The following is an 18,155-nucleotide window of genomic DNA, read 5'->3' as shown; positions in this document are numbered from 1 at the left end:
AAGGAGAGGGATTTAGGTCAGCAATGGGTCGAAAGCAGAAATGGGCGCGGTTGCAGACTCCAGACCTTCAGATCGCGACCGCGAGCCCTTGTCGGTCCCGGTGACCACCCGCCGCGGAGAGCGGGAACGATCAAACCAGCCCCGTCACCGCCTTGGCCGCCGCGCTGCCCGGGAACACCCGGTTGTCCAGCGCCGCGCGGTCGACGCCCATGTGATCACCCAGAAGGCCCTTGAACAGGCCGCGCATGTCCAGCGTGGGCGCCAGGTCGCGGTTCTCGAACAGCGCGGGCTGGGACAGGCCCGGCCAGTCGCCGATGATCCCGCCCGGCTTCAGCGCCCCGCCCAGCACCAGCGCCGTCGAGGCCGTGCCGTGGTCGGTGCCGCCGGTGCCGTTGGCGCGGGCGGTGCGGCCAAATTCGGTGACGGTGACCACCACCGTATTCTTCCACTCCTCGCCCAGGCCGGTGTTGAGGCCCGACAGCACCGAGTCCAGATAGGCCAGCCGGGTGTTGAGCTGGCCGACCTGGCCGGCATGGGTATCCCAGCCGTCCAGCGCGATGGCGGCGATGCGTGGTCCGCCGTCCTGGACCATGAAGCCGGCCAGGGTCGCGCCCAGCTTGCGGGCCGCCTCGCGTCCCTCGCGTCCGCCGCGGCCTGATGCGGCCGCCGGCGCCATCATGCCCGGCGCAGCCATGCCGTCCTTCTCGACGGGCGGCGCCATCGCGGTCATGGTCGCCTGGGCCATGCTCTCGGTCTCCAGGCCCCGGGCGAAGGCCGGGCCCATCAGGGGATCGCTCCGGTAGAGGTCTTGCAGCAGGGTGGGCAGGCGGGCGGTCTCGTCCACGCCCTTGCCCGGCGACCAGCTGGCCGCCTGGACCTTGCCGCGTAGGATCAGGGGCGTGGTTGCGCCCACATACAGACCCTCGGCCTTGCGCGAGGCGGGCAGGGTTTCCAGCGTCCGGTTCAGCCAACCCGAGGTGGTCGCATAGACCTGGGCCGAGCCGCTTTCCAGCACGTCCTGGGCCTCGAAATGCGAGCGGGCGCGGTCGGGCGTCGCCACCGCCGGCGCGATCCGGGCCTGCCCCTTCATCGCCAGGGCATGGACCGAGGTCAGGGCCGGATGCAGGCTGAACGTGCTGTCCAGCTTCAGGCCGTCCTCGGGCTTGATGGAAATCCCGCGCCTCAGGCCTTCATAGCCCCGGTCGCCCACAGGAGGGCTGACCGACAGGCCGTCCATGCCGCCGCGACAGATCACGACGACCAGCTTGCGCTTGTCCAGGGCGCTGTCGGCGTCGGCCAGGGCCGGGCGGCCCAGGAAGGTGATCGACAGGCCAAGGCCGGCGGCCGAGGCCAGGACGCGGCGACGGTTCATCATCGGGCAGTCGGTCATCGGCGTTGGAACTCCGGACTCATCAGTAGCAGGGCGATAGCCTCGCTGCGGGTCTCGGCCCGGGCGATGGCCTGGGCGGTCGGGGGTGTCAGCCGGGCGCCGAGGGCCGCGACAGCCGCCGCGTTCGGGTCCAGCCGGTCGGCGACCACGGCGGCGAAGGCCTGGCTCCATTGCAGGCGCTTGATCAGGCCGTCGGGCGAGCACCATTCGCCGGCCATGTCCGACCAGCCCTTGGGCGAAGGGGGCGAGAAGCCTCGTTGCCCCAGGCCGATCAGGGGCACGGTGATACGCTCATAGGCCGAGGGCTGGGCGCCGATCACGCGCCAGGCCGAGATCAGGAACTCGTAGGGGGTCTTGAACTTGGTCGCCGCCGGCTCCCACGCCTCGGGCGCCTCGACCAGGGTGCGGGCCAAACGGTCTAACCGGCCGCCGCTCTTGAGGAAGCTCTGCTCCAGCCGCGCCACCAGGGCCGGCGGCGGATCGTCGGCGACGAAGTGCCGGGCGATCTTGAAGGCCACATGGCGGGCCGTGGCGGGATGGGCGGCCAGATCCTTCAGCACCGCCAGGCCCTGACCGATCTCGTCGTCCCTGTAGGTCTTGCCCAGGATGGCGCGGGCGCCGGGTTCATGGACGTTTTCCCGGAACACGAACTGGCCGGCCCGGTCTTCATCCTCGCGACCGACGCTGAAGCCGGTCAGGGCGCGGGCGAACTCGGTGACATCGGCCTGGCTATAGCCGGCCTCGATGCCGAGGGTGTGCAGTTCCAGGATCTCCCGGGCCAGGTTCTCGTTCAGGCCGCGCCGGCCGTTGCGCGACCCGGCCATGCTGCCTGGCCCGACCGACTGGGCCTGGTCCAGATAGGTCAGCATGGCCGGATGGGTGCTGGAGGCCACCAGCAGGTCCTCGAAGCGACCGAAGGCGTAGGGGCGAATGACCTCCTGCTCGAAGGGGCCGACCATGGCGGCGGTCAGCTCCTTGGTTCCTGAAACGGTGAAGTGGTTGGCCCAGAACAGCGCCCAGCGCTCGCGAAAGCCGCCGGCCGTGCTCGCGCCCAGCTGGGCGCGGCTGAGGAAGTCAGCGGCGGCCTTCTCGCGGATGACCCGGTTGGCCTGCTGGACGGCGACGTTTCTGGGCTCGCCGTCGTCCTTGGCCTCGCGGCGCAGCTCCTGATAGGCCCGCATGGCGATGAACCGCTGGGCCGAGGTGTCGGCCCCAGCCTGCGGCTGGTCGGCGCCTTTGGGCGTGATCTGGCCGAGCAGGGATCCGCGCGGGTCCCTCATCGCGGCGGCGATGTCGCCCGGGCGGGCGCCCAGGCCAAAACGGGTCACGGCCAGGGCCGCCATCATATCCTTGGAGGGCAGGGACAAACGCGCTCTCTCCTTGCGTCCGGGGCCTTGTGCCCGGGACCGTTCTTGACCATTCAACGCCCTGAAGGGGGCGATCCGTCGACCGCCCCGCAACATCACCGCTCAGGGAGCCATTATCCGTGGCCGAGAAGACCCCGCCCATCGAAAAGCCACGCCGGTTCTACAAGGCGGCGACGGTTGGGCCCGTGGAGGGCGGTTTCGCCGTACTGCTGGACGGTCGCACCCCCAAATCGCCGGCCAAATCAGCCCTGGTGCTGCCCAGCCTGGCCCTGGCGCAGCGCGTGGCGGACGAGTGGGAGGCGCAGGACAAGGTCATCGATTCGACGATCATGCCCGCCACCCGCCTGGCCTTCACCGCCATCGACCGCATCTCCGAGACTCGCGCCGCCGTGGCCGCCGAGGTTGCCGCCTATGCCGGGTCTGACCTGTTGTGCTACCGCGCCGACCATCCCACACCCCTGGTCGAGCGCCAGACCCGCGAGTGGCAACCGGTGCTGGACTGGGCCCAGAGCGCCCTGGGCCTCAACTTCACGCCGGTGACGGGGATTATCCACACGCCGCAGCCCGCCCAGACCCTGGCTGATGTCGAGGCCCTGGCCCTGTCGATGGATGATTTCAGCCTGGCCGGCGTGGCCTATGCCTCGGGCCTTCTGGGCTCGACGGTGCTGGCCCTGGCCATCCGGGCCGGCGAACTGGACGGCCAGCGGGCCCTGGACCTGTCGCGTCTGGAAGAGACCTTCCAGGCCGATATCTGGGGGCAGGACGCCGAGGCGCGGCTGCGTGCCGATAATCTGGCCATCGAGGCCCTGGCCCTGGAGCGGTGGTTCACCGCCCTGCGGGCATAAACGTCCGAATGCTGCACTGCCGTAAGGGCTGGCTTGCCAGTCCGGCCGCGCGGCTTTACCCCTCGTCCGATAAGGCGGCCCCACGGCTTGGGAGACCGCAGGAGCAGGGGAGCGCATCCGCGTGCAGCATATTCTCGAGGAACTGGATCGTCGTCGCGAGCAGGCCAAGGGCGGCGGCGGCGAAGCGCGGGTGGCATCGCAGCACGCCAAGGGCAAGCTGACGGCGCGGGAACGCATCGACCTGCTCCTCGACGAAGGCAGCTTCGAAGAGTTCGACATGTTCGTCGAGCACCGCTGCGCCGACTTCGGCATGCAGGACCAGAAGATCCCCGGCGACGGCGTCGTCACCGGCTGGGGCACGATCAACGGCAAGGTCGTCTACGTCTTCTCCAAGGATTTCACGGTGTTCGGCGGCTCGCTGTCGGGCGCCCACGCGGCCAAGATCGTCAAGGTCCAGCGCCAGGCGATGAAGGTCGGCGCGCCGGTGATCGGCCTGTTCGACGCCGGCGGCGCGCGCATCCAGGAAGGCGTCGACAGCCTGGCCGGCTATGCCGACATCTTCATGGAAAATGTCATGGCCTCGGGCGTGATCCCGCAGATCAGCGTGATCATGGGCCCCTGCGCCGGCGGCGACGTCTACAGCCCCGCCATGACCGACTTCATCTTCATGGTGAAGGATACCAGCTACATGTTCGTGACCGGTCCTGACGTGGTCAAGACCGTCACCAACGAGGTGGTCACCGCCGAGGAACTGGGCGGGGCCCGAGTGCACGCCGCCAAGTCGGGCGTGGCCGAGGGCGCGTTTGAGAACGACCTGGAGGCCATGACCCAGGTGCGCCGCCTGGTCGACTTCCTGCCGTCGTCCAACCGCGAACCGGCCCCCGAGCGGATGAGCTTCGATGAGCCGCTGCGCGAGGAGATGAGCCTGGACACCCTGATCCCCAGCGATCCGGGCAAGCCCTACGATATGAAGGAGCTGATCCTCAAGATCGTCGACGAGGCCGATTTCTTCGAGATTTCGAGCGAGTGGGCCAAGAACATCATCTGCGGTTTCGCCCGCATGGACGGCGAGAGCGTCGGCATCGTCGCCAACCAGCCCCAGGTGCTGGCCGGCGTGTTGGACATCGATAGCAGCCGCAAGGCCGCGCGCTTCGTGCGCTTCTGCGACGCCTTCAATATCCCGATCGTCACCCTGGTCGATGTCCCGGGCTTCATGCCGGGCACCAAGCAGGAATATGGCGGCCTGATCAAACACGGCGCCAAGCTGCTGTTCGCCTATGCCGAGGCCACGGTGCCCAAGATCACGGTCATCACCCGCAAGGCCTATGGCGGGGCCTATGACGTGATGAGCTCCAAGCACCTGCGCGGCGACCTGAACTATGCCTGGCCCACCGCCGAGATCGCGGTGATGGGCGCCAAGGGCGCCGTCGAGATCATCTTCCGCGCCGAGGCCAAGGACCCCGTCGCCCTGGCCGCCCGCGAGGCCGAGTACAAGGCCGCCTTCGCCAATCCGTTCGTGGCCGCTTCGCGCGGCTATATCGACGACGTGATCATGCCGCACGGCACCCGTCGCCGCATCGTCCGGGGCCTCAAGAGTCTGAGGGGCAAGGAACTGACCAACCCCTGGAAGAAGCACGACAACATCCCGCTTTAGGGCGTGGGCGGGCGCCCGGCACGGGGATAGCGATCGCGCCGTCCCCGGATGGGCGCGGGGATTGGCACCCCAAGTCCTCCCCCTGAAGGGGGAGGCGGCCGGAGGCCGGTGGGGGAACACCGCATTGATTCAGCAGGACTTCCCCCTCCGTTGGCTTCGCCGACACCTCCCCCTTCAGGGGGAGGACTCGTGCGGGCGTCCAGACAATCGACGCAGCCCCCCTGAAACCTACCGTATTCTTGACCCACCTCGTCGCGAGGAAAGGGCGCAAGGCCAGCGACCATTGCGGCGGCGGGGGGTGATCGAGCGGGGCTGGGGTCGAGGGGGATACTCGACCGGTCCGGGGATCTGGTTGCTGGCCAGACCCGCCCGCCGTCGGCGTGGTTGAAGGCAAAAGGGCGTGTCTGGCTGAAAGCCCGTCCTCTTCGACCGCCGGAACGCGCTGGAAACGGCGCGGTCCGGGTCCCGGTAAGGCCTGAAGAGGGCCACCCGACGGGAGGCTGACGGATAACGATGACGCGGAGCGCTCGGCTTCGTCGAAACGGTTACTTCTATTCAATTCCGGACGTGGTCCGGACGCTCCGCGACCCTTTCTCTAGCTCAGCGAGTGATCGCGTGAGGTGGCGAAGCCGTGCCCGCTGAGTAGCTGCTCCCCCTGTGGGGGAGCTGTCGCGGAGCGACTGAGGGGGCCGTCGCGGCCATCTCAGAGCTGTCCCCCTCCGGCCCTCTGGGCCACCTCCCCCAAGAGGGGAGGATCACCGCGCTAAAGATCAAACCTCACCCCCTGCGCCAGTGGCAGGGCTCCCGAATAGTTCACCGTCGCGGTCTGGCGCCGCATGTACTGCTTCCAGCTGTCGGAGCCGCTCTCGCGACCGCCGCCGGTTTCCTTTTCGCCGCCGAACGCGCCGCCGATCTCGGCGCCCGAGGGGCCGATATTGACGTTGGCGATGCCGCAGTCGCTGCCGGCGGCCGACAGGAAGGCCTCGGCTTCGCGCACGTCATTGGTCATCACGCAGGAGGACAGGCCCTGGGGCACATCGTTCTGGATCGCCACAGCTTCGTCGAAGTCGCGATAGGGCACGACGTGCAGCAGGGGCGCGAAGGTCTCGCGCTGCATGCCGGGGCTGGGGGCGGGCAGGCGGGCGAGCGCCGGGCGGACATAATAGGCCTCCGGATGCTCGTCGATCAAAAGACGCTCGCCGCCGCTGACCGTTCCGCCGTCGGCCCGGACTTGATCCATCGCCGCGACGAAGGCGTCATAGGCGGCCTTGTCATGCAGCGGGCCCAGCAGCACGCCCTCGCGGCGCGGATCGCCGACCGGAAGACGGGAGAAGGCGCTCTCGACCGCGTCGGCGACCTTGTCGACCAGGCTTTCGTGGACGATCAGGCGGCGCAGGGACGTGCAGCGTTGGCCCGCCGTGCCCGCCGCCGAAAAGACGATGGCGCGCACGGCCAGCGACAGGTCGGCGCTGGGCGTGACGATCATGGCGTTGTTGCCGCCCAGCTCCAGGATCGAGCGGCCAAAGCGGCCGGCGACGATCGGGGCCACGGCCTGGCCCATGCGGGTGGAGCCGGTCGCGCTGACCAGCGGGATGGCCGGATCGCGCACCAGTCGTTCGCCGGCGTCGCGGCCGCCCAGAACGACACAGCACAGGCCCTCGGGCGCATCGCCGAAGCGGGCGATGGCGCGCTCCAGGATCGCGTGGGTGGCGATGGCGGTCAGGGGCGTCTTTTCCGACGGCTTCCAGATCACCGGATTGCCGCAGACCAGGGCCAGGGCCGCGTTCCAGGCCCAGACCGCGACCGGGAAGTTGAAGGCGCTGATCACGACCACGGGGCCCAGCGGATGCCAGGTCTCGCGCATGGCATGGCCGGGCCGCTCCGAGGCGATGGTCAGGCCGTAGAGCTGGCGCGACAGGCCGACGGCGAAGTCGCAGATGTCGATCATCTCCTGGACCTCGCCGGCGGCTTCCGAGGCGATCTTGCCGGCTTCCAGGGTGACGATGGCGGCCAGCTGATCCTTGGCGGCGCGCAGTTCCTCGCCCAGCAGGCGGACCAGTTCGCCGCGACGCGGGGCGGGGACGCTGCGCCACGCGCGGAAGGCCTTGGTGGCGGCCGATACCTTGGCGTCGATGGCCCGGGCGTCGTCATAGGCGACCTGAGTCAGGATCGCGCCATCAAGGGGGCAGCGCACAGCCACACCGCCATCGGCGGGCAGGCCGGTGACGCCCAGATCGGCCAGAACGGCGCGGGCATGGGCGGCGGGGTTTGGGAAGGACTGGGTCATGACCGTGGAAAACGCCGACATGGGCTTCGGGTCAAGTGGGGGCTGCTTGACGCCTCCGACGGGCGCCTTCAAATGAACTGCCCACAATGGGGTGACTGTGACGGCAGCGACCCGCCTATGGACGATAACGCCGCCTACCTTCAGCGCCTTGAGACCCTGCGGGCCGGTGTCGATCGCCGCCTGGGCGAGCTCGCGCCAAGGCTCGGCGCGGCGCCGGATCGCCTGGTCGAGGCCGTGCGCTATGCCTTGCTGGCCCCTGGAAAGCGCTTCCGGCCGATGCTGACCCTGCTGTCCGCCGCCCAGTTCGGCGCGGACGAGGGCGCGGCGCTGGATACGGCCTGCGCCTTCGAGATGGTGCATGCCGCGTCGCTGATTCTGGATGATCTGCCGGCCATGGACGACGCCGGTCTGCGCCGGGGCCTGCCGACCATCCACCGCGCCTTTGACGAGGCCACCGCCGTGCTGGCGGGGGTCGGCCTGCTGAACCAGGCCTATGCCGTGGTCGCCGCCGATGCACGGCTGGACACCGCGCTGCGGGCCGAGATCGCCGGGCGCATCGCCGGCTCGGTCGGCTTTTCGGGTCTGATCGCCGGTCAGGCGCGGGACCTGTTCGATCGCGACCAGCTGCGCGACCTTCCGGCGCTGGACCGCCTGAACCACGAAAAGACCGGCGTGCTGATCATGGCCGCCGCCCAGTCGGGCGCCCGGATCGCCGGAGCCCCCGACGAAGCCGTCGCGGCGGTGGGCGAATTTGGCCGACGCATGGGCATGGCCTTTCAGATCCGCGACGACCTGATCGACGCCGAGGACTCGGTCGAGGGCGCCGGCAAGGACGTGGGCAAGGACGCCGCGATGACCACGGCCGTCTCGCTGCTGGGGATCGCCGGCGCGCGGGCCGCCATGGAGGCCCACCTCGCGGCCGGCCGGGCGGCGCTGGACGCTGTCGGCGGCTGCGACCTCGTGGCCGGCTATGTCGGCCGCCTCTTCGCCGGACGCAAGGCGGCGGCTTGACCGTGTCTCCCATTCTGACGGTGTCGGGCGTGACCCACGCCTATGGCGACAGGACCGTGCTTCGGGGCGTCGACCTGACCCTGGAGCCCGGCGAGATCTACGCCCTGCTGGGTCCCAACGGGGCCGGCAAGACGACCCTGATCAAGAGCATCTGCGGCCGCTTTCGCCCCGACGGCGGCGAGGTTCGGCTCAACGGCCAGGACCCGGCGCGGGTCAGCGCGGCGCGGGCCAGCCTGGGCCTGGTGCCGCAGGAGATCGCCCTCTACGCCCACCTGACCGTGGCCGAGAACCTGGCGGCGTTCGCCAGTCTCGCCCAGGCGCCGCGCCGGACCATCCCGGCCGCCGTGCAGCGGGCCATGGAACTGACCCGCACCGTCGACCGCGCCCATGTGCCGGTGCGCCACCTGTCGGGCGGCTATCAGCGCCGCGCCAATATCGCCGCCGCCATCGTCCATCAGCCGGCCCTGCTGATCCTCGACGAGCCCACGGTCGGCGTCGACATCGACGCCCGCGAGGCGCTGGACGCGGTGATCCGGGGCCTGCGCGACCTGGGCGTGGCGGTGCTGCTGACCACTCACGACCTGGAACAGGCCGGCGCCCTGGCCGATCGCGTCGGCTTCCTGCGCGAAGGCTCCCTGGTGCTGGAAGGCCAGCCCCGGACCCTGATCGCCGAGGCCTTCGGCGCCCAGATGGAGGTGCTGGTCGAGCTTTCGGGCGAGCCCGACGCCGCCGGCGAGGCGCTGCTGACGGCGGCTGGCCTGGCCAGAACCGCCCATCGCGCCAAGCTGTGGACCCGCCTGGATGTCGACGGCTACGCTGCCGCCGGCCGGCTCGACAAGCGGCTGCGCAAGGCTGGACTGATCCCGCGCGAGATTCGGGTTCGCGAGCCGTCGCTGCAGAACCTGTTCAGCCTGGTGGCCGAGCGGAAGCTGGCCGCATGATCCGCCTTGAGATGACACTGGCCATGGTGCGGGTCATGGCGCTGGAGCTGTGGCGCGATCGTGCGGCCCTGGTGATGACCTTCCTGCTGCCGCCGCTGGTGTTCCTGATTTTCAGCTCGGTGTTTGCCGGGGCGACCGGCGAGGACATCAAGCCCAAGCTGGCCATGGTCGATCTGGCGCGCACCGAAACCTCGGGCCGGGTGGCTGGCGCTCTGCTGGCCAGTTCCGAGATCCGCGCCGAGGCCACGACGCCCGCCACGGTCGAGGCGGTGCGGGCGCTGGTGAAATCCGGCCAGGCCGATGTTGGCCTCGTGATCCGCGCCGATCCCGCCGCGCCGGGCCGGCCGTTCCTGATCATTGCCGATCCCGGCCGCGCCGTGGCCGCGCCCCTGACCCAGGCCCGGGTGCAACTGGCCATGGCTCGCGCCGCGCCCGACGCCGCCCTGCGCCGCAGCGTCGATCAGCTGACCCCTGCTCTGGGGGCCCTGACGCCGGCCCAGACCGCGCGCCTCGACGCCGCCGCCGCCGCGCTGAAGGCCAAACCGCCCGCTGTCACCGGCGGCGACCTGTTCGGCCGCGAGGACCTGCTGGGCGCCAGGAAGGGCGGCGCGACCATCGCCTACTACGCCGGGGCGGTGATGATCCTGTTCGCCCTGTTCTCGGCCATGCAGGGGGCGCTGGGCCTGATGGAAGAGCGCCGCACCGGCGTCGCCGACCGGCTGCTGGCCGGCGTGGCCGGCATGGGACCGGTGGTGACTGGAAAGTTCGTCTTCCTGGTCGGGCAGGGCATCGTCCAGGCCGTGGCGATCTTCGCGACCGCCCAGCTCGTCTATGGCGTGGCGGTGGTCGAGCATTTTGGCCTGTGGCTGCCCACCACCCTGGCGGCCTCGGTCTGCGCGGCGGGTCTGGCCCTGGGTCTGGTTTCGGTGTGCCGGACGCGGGAGCAGGCCCAGATGCTGTCGACCTTCGTGATCCTGGTTCTGGCCGCGATCGGCGGCAGCATGGTGCCGCGTTTCCTGATGCCGGCCTGGCTGCAGACCGTCGGCTGGTTCACGCCGCATGCCTGGGTGATTGACGCCTATCAAGGCGTCCTCTGGCGCGACGCGTCCATTGCGCAGGTGTATAAGGCTTGGGGCGTGCTGACCGCCGCTGGCCTGGCCGGTCTGGCGCTGGCCCAGACCCTGGCGCGACTGTCGCGTCGATAGGACCCGTGATGACGACCCTGGCGCTTGATATCGTGCTGTTCCTGGCGGCCTTCGCCTTCATGGAAGGCTTTGCCTGGGTCACGCACCGCTATGTCATGCACGGCTTCATGTGGGTCTGGCACAAGTCGCACCACGAGCCGCGCGAAGGCCTGTTCGAGCTGAACGATCTGTTCGCGGTGGTCTTCGCCGCCCCGGCCATCGTGGCGATCTATTTCGGGGTGCACGGCACGCCATGGCTGCTGCCGGTGGGTCTGGGGATCACCGCCTACGGCTTCATGTACTTCATCTTCCACGACGGCATGGTCCACCGGCGCTTCAAGACGCCGTTCGGGAAGTCGGCCTTCTGGAAGCGGGCGATCCAGGCCCATCGCATCCATCATGCCGTCCACACCAAGGAGGGCGCGGTGTCGTTCGGCTTCCTGTGGGCCAAGCCTGTGCGGGAGCTGAAGGCGCAGTTGAAGTCGCGCGGCGTCGAGGCCTAGATCTTCGACCACAGGTCGGGTCGCGCCGGCGGCTGGATCAGTCGATCAAACAGGGCCGAACGCAGGGCGATGACGCCGCCCTCCAGCGCTCGCCAGGCTTTCATCCGGCCGCTGACCACGACCCGCTCGTCCCAGGCCTTGTCGCCGACCTTGACCACGTCCATCCCGATCTGCCGATAGACGCCCCGCGCCGCCGCGATGGCCCAGGCGCAGCGGACCGGCAGGTCGCGCAGACCCCAGCGAGCCGAGGCGTAAAAGGGCTCTGCGGCGTCGACGAGGCGCCTGGCCATCACCGCGACTGCAGCGCGATGGGCCGGATCGGCGACTGCCGTCTCGGGCACGCCCAGCTCCGCCAGCCAGGCGCGCGGCACATAGATTCGGTCGTTGCGGGCGTCCTCGACGATGTCGCGGGCGATGTTGGTCAGCTGGAACGCCAGGCCAAGATCCTGGGCGCGGCGCAAAGTCGCCAGCGCGTCGGGCTTCGTGCCCATGACCAGGGCCATCATCGTGCCGACCACGCCAGCCACGCCCCAGCAATAGTCGAGCAGCTCGTCCAGGTTCTGATAGCGCCGGCCTTCGACGTCCATAGCGAAGCCGTCGATCATGTCGAGGGCGTAGCGCTCGGGGATCTGACGGCGCCGGGCCACGGTCTGGAAGGCGGCGAACTGTGGATCGGCGGGAGGCTCGCCAGCCAGGGCGGCGCGGGTTTGGGCGTAGAGCGCGGCGAGGCGGGCCGGAGCATCCTCGACCGGGCTCATGCCGTGACCCAGGGTCTGGCCGTCGATCACGTCGTCGCAGTGCCGACACCAGGCGTACAGCATCTCTGCGTCGGCCCGGGTTTCCGGGTCGAACAGGGCGGCGGCGGCGGCGAAGCTTTTGCTGCCCTTCTGGATCGCCTCGCGGCTCTGAACCTCTAGGTCACTCACGCGGTTTGCGTCTGGAAGTCGTCGATCATCAGCCCGGCTGTAGCCTTGGCAGAGCCGACGACGCCGGGAATGCCGGCGCCTGGATGGGTGCCGGCCCCGACGAAATAGAGGTTGGGAATGACATCGTCGCGATTGTGCGTGCGGAAGAAGGCGCTCTGGGTCAGCAGCGGCTCAAGCGAGAAGGCCGCGCCGTTCCAGGCATTGAGCTCGGTGGTGAAATCGTCCGGCGTGAAGATCCGGCTGGTCACCAGGTCCCGCGAGAGGTTGGGGATGTAGCGCTCTTCCAGATAGTTCAGAATCCGGTCGCGATAGCCTGGCCCTTCCTTGGACCAGTCGATCTTGGCGGTTTCCAGATTGGGCACCACCGACAAGACATAGAAGCTGGTGCAGCCGGGAGGGGCCATGCCGGGGTCGGTGGCGCAAGGCGAGTGCAGATAGAGCGAGAAGTCGTCGGACAGGGCGTCCTTGTTATAGATATCGCCGATCAACTCGCGGAAACGCGGGCCAAAGCAGATCGTGTGATGGCGGATCTCTGGATGCTCGGCCTTCAGGCCGAAATAGATCACGAACAGCGACGGGCTCCAGCGCTTGTTCTCCAGCGCCTTGCTGGCCTTCTTGCCGCGCGGATCATCGACCAGAAGCTCGCGATAGGTGTGCATCACGTCGGCATTCGAGGCGACGGTGTCAAAGGCTTCGAAGTCGCCGTCGGAATTGATAATCCCGGTGACGCGGCCCTCGCGGGTGGTGATCTTCTGAACGGGCGCGTTGAGCCTGATCGTGCCGCCCAGGTCCTCCAGCAGACGCACCAGGCCGCGGATCAGTTCGCCAGTGCCGCCACGCGGGAACCAGACGCCCCCGCGGCGCTCCAAGGCGTGGATCAGGGCGTAGATCGACGAGGTTGCGAAAGGGCTGCCGCCGACCAACAGGCTGTGAAAAGACATGGCCTGACGGACATGCTCGTCCTTTATGAACGAGGAAACCTTGTCATAGACGCTGCGCCAGGCCTGCAGCTGCATCAGGGCCGGCGCCGCTGAGATCATGCTGCGAATATCGAGGAACGGCACGGCGCCCAGCTCGACATAGCCTTTTTGATAAAGCTCCTCGGAATAGGCGTGGAATCTGCGGTAGCCCTCGACATCGGCCGGGTTGCGGGCGGCGATCTGGCGGTCCAGTTCGGCCTGATCGTTGACATAGTCGAACACGTCACCGTCTTCCCAGACCAGCCGGTAGAACGGGTTGACCGGCAGCAGCTCGACATAGTCCTCGATCTTGCGACCGCTGATCGTGAACAGCTCCTTGAGACAGTCGGGATCGGTGATCACGGTCGGGCCGGCGTCGAAGATAAAACCTTCGTCCTCCCAGACGTAAGCGCGGCCGCCGGGCTTGTCGCGACTTTCGATCACGGTGACGTCGAAGCCGGAGGACTGCAGGCGGATGGCCAGGGACAGACCGCCGAAGCCGGAGCCGATAACGGCCGCGCGCGGCTTTGGAACACTCATGCTTTGTCCTCAATCACTGAGCTCTCGCCCAGATACCCCAGGGCGGCGACGATAGGTACGGGCGGTTTGCCCATCAAGACGCGGGCCTGATCAAAAGGAGTCAGGCGCGCTGCGTAGAAGCGCTGAATCAACGGGGCGCCCAGACGGTAGAAACGCTCCAGAACCTTGTAGCGCTGGTCCGGCGCGCAGGCCCTGAACAGCATGCGATTGAGCAGACGGAAGAACCGTCGGCGGCGCCAGGCCGCTTTGGAGTGGGCCTCGGCGCAGGCGCGGACATGGGCGCTGGTGATGTGGGGCAGGGCGGCGATCTGTTCCGCCAGCCTGGCGGCGTCGGGCAGGGAATAGCCAGTGGTCGGCTGGAAGAGCGCCGCGCGCAGACCCACCTCCGCGACCTGGGCGCGGGCCTCGCGCCAATAGGCGTCGATGTCGCCCGCCAGGGCGATGGGCAAGACGCCATGTTCCTCGCGCTCGACCTTGGCGATGGTCCAGCCCTGCTGGACGGCATAGGCGGCTATGGCGGCGCGAACATCGGCATGGTCGAGGGCGTCACCGTCGCTGTATCGAGTGTCCTCGATCAACAGGCGGGTGGAGTCGAGGGGCAGGACATAGAGGAAACGATAGCCGTCCAGTTGCGGGACGGTGGAGTCCATGACGATAGGACGCGTCAAACCATGGGGCGCCGACAGGCGTACCCCCTGGCCCAAGAACTTCTGCCATCCCAGCACAAGACTGCGACTGCGGCGCGGACCGCGCCCGTCGATGACGGTGGCGGCGGTGATGCGGCGACCGTCCGACAGGGTCACCTGATGGGGCGACACATCCGAAACCGTCGCGCCCAGCCAGACGTCATCGCCAAGGGCGGTCGAGACAGCCTCGTGGAGGCGCTGAGAGGTAATGGCCAGATAGGCCGTGTCCAGGGTGCGCCGATGGGCTGGAAAACGAACCTCGTAACCCGACCAGCGATGCACGATCAGCGGTCGCAGCCAGCCACCGATCGCGGGGCTGACATCGGTCTCGAAGTGACACCAGGTGTGCTCGCCGCCGATTCGCTTGTCGCGCTCCAGCAGGATCACGCGCAGGTCGGGACGTAGGGCCCTCAAGCGCAGCGCGATCAGGCCATTGGCCAATCCGCCGCCCACGAGGACGACGTCTGCTCTGGAGGTTGAAGACGTGGACGCCATGTTTGAGCGTCTAACATGATTGTGCGGTCGCCACGCCAGCGTTGCGCCCATCAAAATGACCGGCTAGGCACGGCGAACTGGAGTGTGGCAGCCGAAAGTGTGAGCGGTTTCGGCGCCTGCCACGCTCCGCATGTTTGGTTTGGAGCCTTTAGCCAAGGCTAAAGGCTCCGGGAGGCGCCCATGTCTGAGGCCAGGATCATTGATGGCAAGGCCTTCGCGGCCGACCTGCGCGAGCGGGTGGCCGAGGATGTGAAGGCTTTGAAGGCAGATCACGGCGTGACGCCCGGCCTGGCCGTGGTGCTGGTGGGCGAGGATCCCGCCAGCCAGGTCTATGTTCGCAACAAGGGCGAGCAGACCCTTGCGGCGGGCATGTATTCAGAGACCCATCGTCTGCCGGCCGATGTCAGCCAGGACGCGCTCCTGGCCCTGGTCGGCAAGCTGAACGCCGATCCGGCGATCCACGGTATTCTCGTACAGTTTCCAGTGCCCGATCACCTCAAGCAGGCCGATATCGTCGCGGCGATCTCGCCTGACAAGGACGTCGATGGCCTGACCGTCACCAATGCTGGTCGTCTGGCCAGCGGCCTCCCGGCCCTCACGCCCTGCACGCCGCTGGGATGCATGATGTTGCTGAAGGATGTGCTGGGCGATCTGCGCGGCAAGTCGGCGGTCGTGATCGGCCGGTCCAACCTGATGGGCAAGCCGATGGCCCAGATGCTGCTGGCCGCCGACTGCACCGTCACCATCGCCCATTCGCGCAGCGTGGATCTGCCCGGCATCGTGCGCCAGGCCGATATCGTCGTGGCCGCCGTGGGGCGCGCCGAGATGGTCAAGGGTGACTGGATCAAGCCGGGCGCGGTCGTCATTGACGTCGGCATCAGCCGCTTTCCGTCCCGCGATCCGGTCGCAGCCGCTGCGGGCAAGACCCGGCTGGTCGGCGATGTCGCTTTCGACGAGGTCAAAGCAGTGGCTGGCGCCGTCACACCGGTGCCGGGCGGTGTGGGGCCAATGACCATCGCCTGCCTGCTGGCCAACACCGTTACGGCCGCCAAGCGACTGCACGGGATTGACGCCTGATGCGCGCCGCTCGATTCCTGATGCTCGCGGTCTTGTCCCTGGCCGCTTGCGGGGAGAAGATTCCGCCGGCCCCGACGCCGGAGCAGGCCCTGCTGCTAAAGCCGACCGACGCCAAGCTGGCGGGGCTCTATGAGACCTCGTGCAAGGCCTGCCACGCCATGCCGGGAACGGGCGCGCCGCTGGTCCAGGATCGCGCCGCCTGGGACCCGCGCTGGAAGCAGGGCGAGGCCGTGCTGCTTGACCATACCATCCAGGGCTTCAAGGCCATGCCGGCTTCAGGTCAGTGCGTGGCTTGCGCGCCGGCTGATTTCCAGGGCCTGATACGATTCATGGCGGGGCGCGAAGACCCCGCGTAAGCGGGGGAAACGCATGATCTCGAGACGAGGCGCTCTGGTCGCGGGCGGTACGGGCGTTGCGGTGGTCGCCACCGGCGGCGCGGGTTTTGTGGTCGCCACCCATGAAAAGCCTGAGCCGTTGGCTCCCGCCTCCGTCAATGCTGACGGCAAGCTGCTGTGGCGCAACTGGTCGGGGGTTCAGACCGCCTATCCCTCGGCTCGCCTCGCACCGAAGGACGAAGCCGAACTGGCCCTGATGCTCAAGACCGCCGCAGCGCCGATTCGGCCGGTGGGGGCGGGGCACTCCTTCACAGCCCTTGCGCCGACCAGCGGAGCGCTGGTGTCACTGGACGCCATGTCCGGCGTGGTCGGCTGGGAGGGTGACGAGGCCGTGGTCCTGGCCGGCACTCGACTTGGCGCGCTCGGCCCTGTCCTGGCGGCCAAGGGGCGGGCCATGGCCAATCTGCCCGATATCAACAAGCAGTCCCTGGCCGGCGCCCTGGCCACGGGCACGCACGGCACCGGCGTCAAGCTCCAGGCCCTGCATGGCGACGTCACGGCCTTGCGCCTGGTGACGCCGAGCGGGCGTGTGATCGACTGCGACGCCGCCCGTGAGCCTGAGGTCTTCCAGGCCGCCAAGGTGTCTCTGGGCGCGCTGGGCGTAATCTCTCAGGTCAGGCTGAAGACTATTCCCAATCGCCGCGTGCGTCGCCGCGTCTGGGTCGAGCCGTTTGGCGACGCCCTGGCCAAGGCGGAGGCGCGTTGGGCGGCGCACCGCAATTTCGAGTTCTACGCGGTGCCGTTCACGGGGCTGGCCGTAGGCATCAGCCATGACGAGACCGACGATCCGGCTGAGGCAAGGGGCCCCGATCAGGACACCGCATTTCTTGACGCCCTGAAGGGCTTGCGAAACCTGCTCGGTTTTTCGAGCCCATTGCGCAAGGCGGCTGCCAAGGCCCTGCTGGCCGGCGCCAAACCCGAGACCGCGGTCGATGAAGGTTGGAAGCTCCTCTCCACCGAGCGACCTGTTCGCTTCAACGAGATGGAGTTCCATCTGCCGGTCGAGGTTCAGCTCAAGGCTCTGGAAGAGGTAGTCGCGACCATCGAGAAGGAGCGTCCCGATGTCTTCTTCCCGATCGAGGTGCGCCGTATCGCCGCCGACGATGCGTGGCTATCGCCATTCCACGGCGGGCCCCGCGGGTCGATCGCCGTGCACACCCACTACAAGGATGACTTCGCGTTCCTGTACGATCTGATCGAGCCGATTTTCCGCCGCCATGGCGGCAGGCCGCACTGGGGCAAGCTGCACAATCTGCGCGGTCAGCATCTGGCGGCGCTGTATCCGCGCTGGGGGGATTTCCTGAAGGTGCGGGCCGAGCTTGATCCGGAGGGGCGGATGCTCAATCCGTATCTGAAGGGGCTGTTCGGGCTGATCTGAGGCGTTCAGGCCTTCAGATATTCCGTAACCCGGCCTTCGAGTTCTTCGGCGAGGGCCTTGCCGACGGGGTGCGTGTCGACCTTGATGTCGCCGCGCACCGCCGCCTTGATGGCGTCGATATGGGCGTCCACCAGGAACATCGGCGCAGACAGTCGCGTCTCGGGCTCGTCGATCAGCTTGCAAAGCGAGGCGGCGATGCGGGTGATCAGCGGGAATTCGTAGGTGGCGCCCAGACCCTTGAGGTCGTGAGCACGAAGATACAGGGTCTCGACCGTGACGGCGGTCAGGCCCTCAGTCTTCACGTCTTGTCGCGCGGCCTCGAGCTTGGTGATTTCGTCCTGCAGCCACTGGGCGAAATTGCCGGACAAGCTCTTGAGAGCAGCCTCGGCTTTGGCGATCGCGGCCATGTCGATGCCGCCGCGTCCGCCTACCTTAAGCTTCAGCATGTTAGGCACCTGGATCACTTCGGCGGTGGGCTTAGTTGTCAAGATCGCCTCCCCGGCGGCGGATATTTCGA

The 18,155-nt window shown here is 68.2% G+C and carries 16 protein-coding genes and 1 pseudogene; 9 read left to right on the top strand and 8 right to left on the bottom strand.

Translation table 11 applies throughout. The features are described from left to right. Positions 1 to 130: 130 nt before the first annotated feature. Positions 131 to 1,390 carry a DUF1501 domain-containing protein gene (locus ACN2C8_RS10495; RefSeq protein ID WP_419251699.1) on the bottom strand — a complete coding sequence of 420 codons (1,260 nt, stop codon included), beginning with the start codon at positions 1,388 to 1,390 and terminating at the stop codon, positions 131 to 133. Further along, positions 1,387 to 2,757 carry a DUF1800 domain-containing protein gene (locus ACN2C8_RS10490; protein ID WP_419251698.1) on the bottom strand — a complete coding sequence of 457 codons (1,371 nt, stop codon included), beginning with the start codon at positions 2,755 to 2,757 and terminating at the stop codon, positions 1,387 to 1,389. Before ACN2C8_RS10490 ends, ACN2C8_RS10495 begins: the two co-directional genes overlap by 4 nt. A gap of 119 nt (positions 2,758 to 2,876) precedes the next feature. On the opposite strand from ACN2C8_RS10490, the gene ACN2C8_RS10485 reads away from it, so the two are divergent. Then, positions 2,877 to 3,602 (top strand): ATP12 family chaperone protein, encoded by a 726-nt coding sequence (locus tag ACN2C8_RS10485; RefSeq protein ID WP_419251697.1) that lies wholly within the window; start codon positions 2,877 to 2,879, stop codon positions 3,600 to 3,602. Between the two features lie 121 nt (positions 3,603 to 3,723). Next, a complete protein-coding gene (locus ACN2C8_RS10480) occupies positions 3,724 to 5,256 on the top strand; it encodes an acyl-CoA carboxylase subunit beta (RefSeq protein ID WP_419251696.1) in 1,533 nt (510 codons plus the stop codon). Positions 5,257 to 5,499: 243 nt separating this feature from the next. Here ACN2C8_RS10480 and ACN2C8_RS10475 read toward each other — a convergent pair. Together ACN2C8_RS10475 and ACN2C8_RS10470 are read right to left on the bottom strand one after the other, a co-directional pair. After that, positions 5,500 to 5,811, bottom strand: a pseudogene (locus ACN2C8_RS10475) (hypothetical protein); the annotation flags it as partial. A 208-nt stretch (positions 5,812 to 6,019) separates the two neighbouring features. Next, a complete protein-coding gene (locus ACN2C8_RS10470; RefSeq protein WP_419255870.1) occupies positions 6,020 to 7,543 on the bottom strand; it encodes an aldehyde dehydrogenase family protein in 1,524 nt (507 codons plus the stop codon). Positions 7,544 to 7,660: 117 nt separating this feature from the next. Between ACN2C8_RS10470 and ACN2C8_RS10465 the strand changes: the two genes are divergently transcribed. Genes ACN2C8_RS10465 through ACN2C8_RS10450 form a run of 4 tightly spaced genes read left to right on the top strand, consistent with a single transcriptional unit; the run spans position 7,661 to position 11,182 of the window. Next, complete coding sequence (locus ACN2C8_RS10465) at positions 7,661 to 8,554, top strand: polyprenyl synthetase family protein (RefSeq protein WP_419251695.1); 894 nt, start codon at positions 7,661 to 7,663, stop codon at positions 8,552 to 8,554. 2 nt (positions 8,555 to 8,556) lie between these two features. Continuing rightward, the gene (locus ACN2C8_RS10460; RefSeq protein ID WP_419255869.1) at positions 8,557 to 9,495 is read left to right on the top strand and encodes an ABC transporter ATP-binding protein; all 939 of its coding nucleotides are present in this window, start codon (positions 8,557 to 8,559) and stop codon (positions 9,493 to 9,495) included. Then, complete coding sequence (locus tag ACN2C8_RS10455) at positions 9,492 to 10,700, top strand: ABC transporter permease (protein ID WP_419251694.1); 1,209 nt, start codon at positions 9,492 to 9,494, stop codon at positions 10,698 to 10,700. Before ACN2C8_RS10460 ends, ACN2C8_RS10455 begins: the two co-directional genes overlap by 4 nt. An 8-nt stretch (positions 10,701 to 10,708) precedes the next feature. Further along, complete coding sequence (locus ACN2C8_RS10450) at positions 10,709 to 11,182, top strand: sterol desaturase family protein (RefSeq protein ID WP_419251693.1); 474 nt, start codon at positions 10,709 to 10,711, stop codon at positions 11,180 to 11,182. On the opposite strand, the gene ACN2C8_RS10445 is transcribed toward ACN2C8_RS10450, so the two are convergent. The 3 genes from ACN2C8_RS10445 to crtY are packed head-to-tail and all read right to left on the bottom strand — an operon-like array spanning position 11,179 to position 14,788. After that, entirely contained in the window at positions 11,179 to 12,108 is a 930-nt protein-coding gene (locus ACN2C8_RS10445) for a phytoene/squalene synthase family protein (RefSeq protein ID WP_419251692.1), read from the bottom strand. The two genes, ACN2C8_RS10450 and ACN2C8_RS10445, sit on opposite strands and share 4 nt — an antisense overlap. After that, a complete protein-coding gene (locus ACN2C8_RS10440; RefSeq protein WP_419251691.1) occupies positions 12,105 to 13,607 on the bottom strand; it encodes a phytoene desaturase in 1,503 nt (500 codons plus the stop codon). The genes ACN2C8_RS10445 and ACN2C8_RS10440 overlap by 4 nt, the downstream gene beginning before the upstream one ends. Then, on the bottom strand, positions 13,604 to 14,788 hold the full coding sequence (gene crtY, locus ACN2C8_RS10435) for a lycopene beta-cyclase CrtY (RefSeq protein WP_419251690.1): 1,185 nt from the start codon (positions 14,786 to 14,788) through the stop codon (positions 13,604 to 13,606). Before crtY ends, ACN2C8_RS10440 begins: the two co-directional genes overlap by 4 nt. A 180-nt stretch (positions 14,789 to 14,968) precedes the next feature. Between crtY and folD the strand changes: the two genes are divergently transcribed. From folD to ACN2C8_RS10420, 3 genes are read left to right on the top strand one after another with little or no spacing between them, the layout of a single operon-like run. Next, the gene (gene folD, locus ACN2C8_RS10430) at positions 14,969 to 15,865 is read left to right on the top strand and encodes a bifunctional methylenetetrahydrofolate dehydrogenase/methenyltetrahydrofolate cyclohydrolase FolD (RefSeq protein ID WP_419251689.1); all 897 of its coding nucleotides are present in this window, start codon (positions 14,969 to 14,971) and stop codon (positions 15,863 to 15,865) included. Further along, on the top strand, positions 15,865 to 16,221 hold the full coding sequence (locus ACN2C8_RS10425) for a c-type cytochrome (protein ID WP_419251688.1): 357 nt from the start codon (positions 15,865 to 15,867) through the stop codon (positions 16,219 to 16,221). The genes folD and ACN2C8_RS10425 overlap by 1 nt, the downstream gene beginning before the upstream one ends. A 13-nt stretch (positions 16,222 to 16,234) precedes the next feature. Further along, on the top strand, positions 16,235 to 17,638 hold the full coding sequence (locus ACN2C8_RS10420) for a D-arabinono-1,4-lactone oxidase (RefSeq protein WP_419251687.1): 1,404 nt from the start codon (positions 16,235 to 16,237) through the stop codon (positions 17,636 to 17,638). 5 nt (positions 17,639 to 17,643) lie between these two features. Here the strand turns inward: ACN2C8_RS10420 and ACN2C8_RS10415 are convergent, their stop codons facing one another. Beyond that, on the bottom strand, positions 17,644 to 18,126 hold the full coding sequence (locus ACN2C8_RS10415; protein ID WP_419251686.1) for an Hpt domain-containing protein: 483 nt from the start codon (positions 18,124 to 18,126) through the stop codon (positions 17,644 to 17,646). Positions 18,127 to 18,155: the final 29 nt, after the last annotated feature.

It is taken from the genome of Caulobacter sp. ErkDOM-C (assembly GCF_048541825.1).
GTDB lineage: Bacteria > Pseudomonadota > Alphaproteobacteria > Caulobacterales > Caulobacteraceae > Caulobacter.
The sequence above is the reverse complement of the archived record's forward strand: the minus strand, read 5'-3'. Positions and strand labels throughout refer to the sequence as shown.

Coding starts and splice junctions, on each gene's coding strand:
- ACN2C8_RS10455 (WP_419251694.1), top strand. CDS start 9,492: ATGATCCGCCTTGAGATGACACTGGCCATGGTGCGGGTCATGGCGCTG.
- ACN2C8_RS10495 (WP_419251699.1), bottom strand. CDS start 1,390: ATGACCGACTGCCCGATGATGAACCGTCGCCGCGTCCTGGCCTCGGCC.
- ACN2C8_RS10450 (WP_419251693.1), top strand. CDS start 10,709: ATGACGACCCTGGCGCTTGATATCGTGCTGTTCCTGGCGGCCTTCGCC.
- ACN2C8_RS10425 (WP_419251688.1), top strand. CDS start 15,865: ATGCGCGCCGCTCGATTCCTGATGCTCGCGGTCTTGTCCCTGGCCGCT.
- ACN2C8_RS10420 (WP_419251687.1), top strand. CDS start 16,235: ATGATCTCGAGACGAGGCGCTCTGGTCGCGGGCGGTACGGGCGTTGCG.
- ACN2C8_RS10470 (WP_419255870.1), bottom strand. CDS start 7,543: ATGACCCAGTCCTTCCCAAACCCCGCCGCCCATGCCCGCGCCGTTCTG.
- folD (WP_419251689.1), top strand. CDS start 14,969: ATGTCTGAGGCCAGGATCATTGATGGCAAGGCCTTCGCGGCCGACCTG.
- ACN2C8_RS10440 (WP_419251691.1), bottom strand. CDS start 13,607: ATGAGTGTTCCAAAGCCGCGCGCGGCCGTTATCGGCTCCGGCTTCGGC.
- crtY (WP_419251690.1), bottom strand. CDS start 14,788: ATGGCGTCCACGTCTTCAACCTCCAGAGCAGACGTCGTCCTCGTGGGC.
- ACN2C8_RS10465 (WP_419251695.1), top strand. CDS start 7,661: ATGGACGATAACGCCGCCTACCTTCAGCGCCTTGAGACCCTGCGGGCC.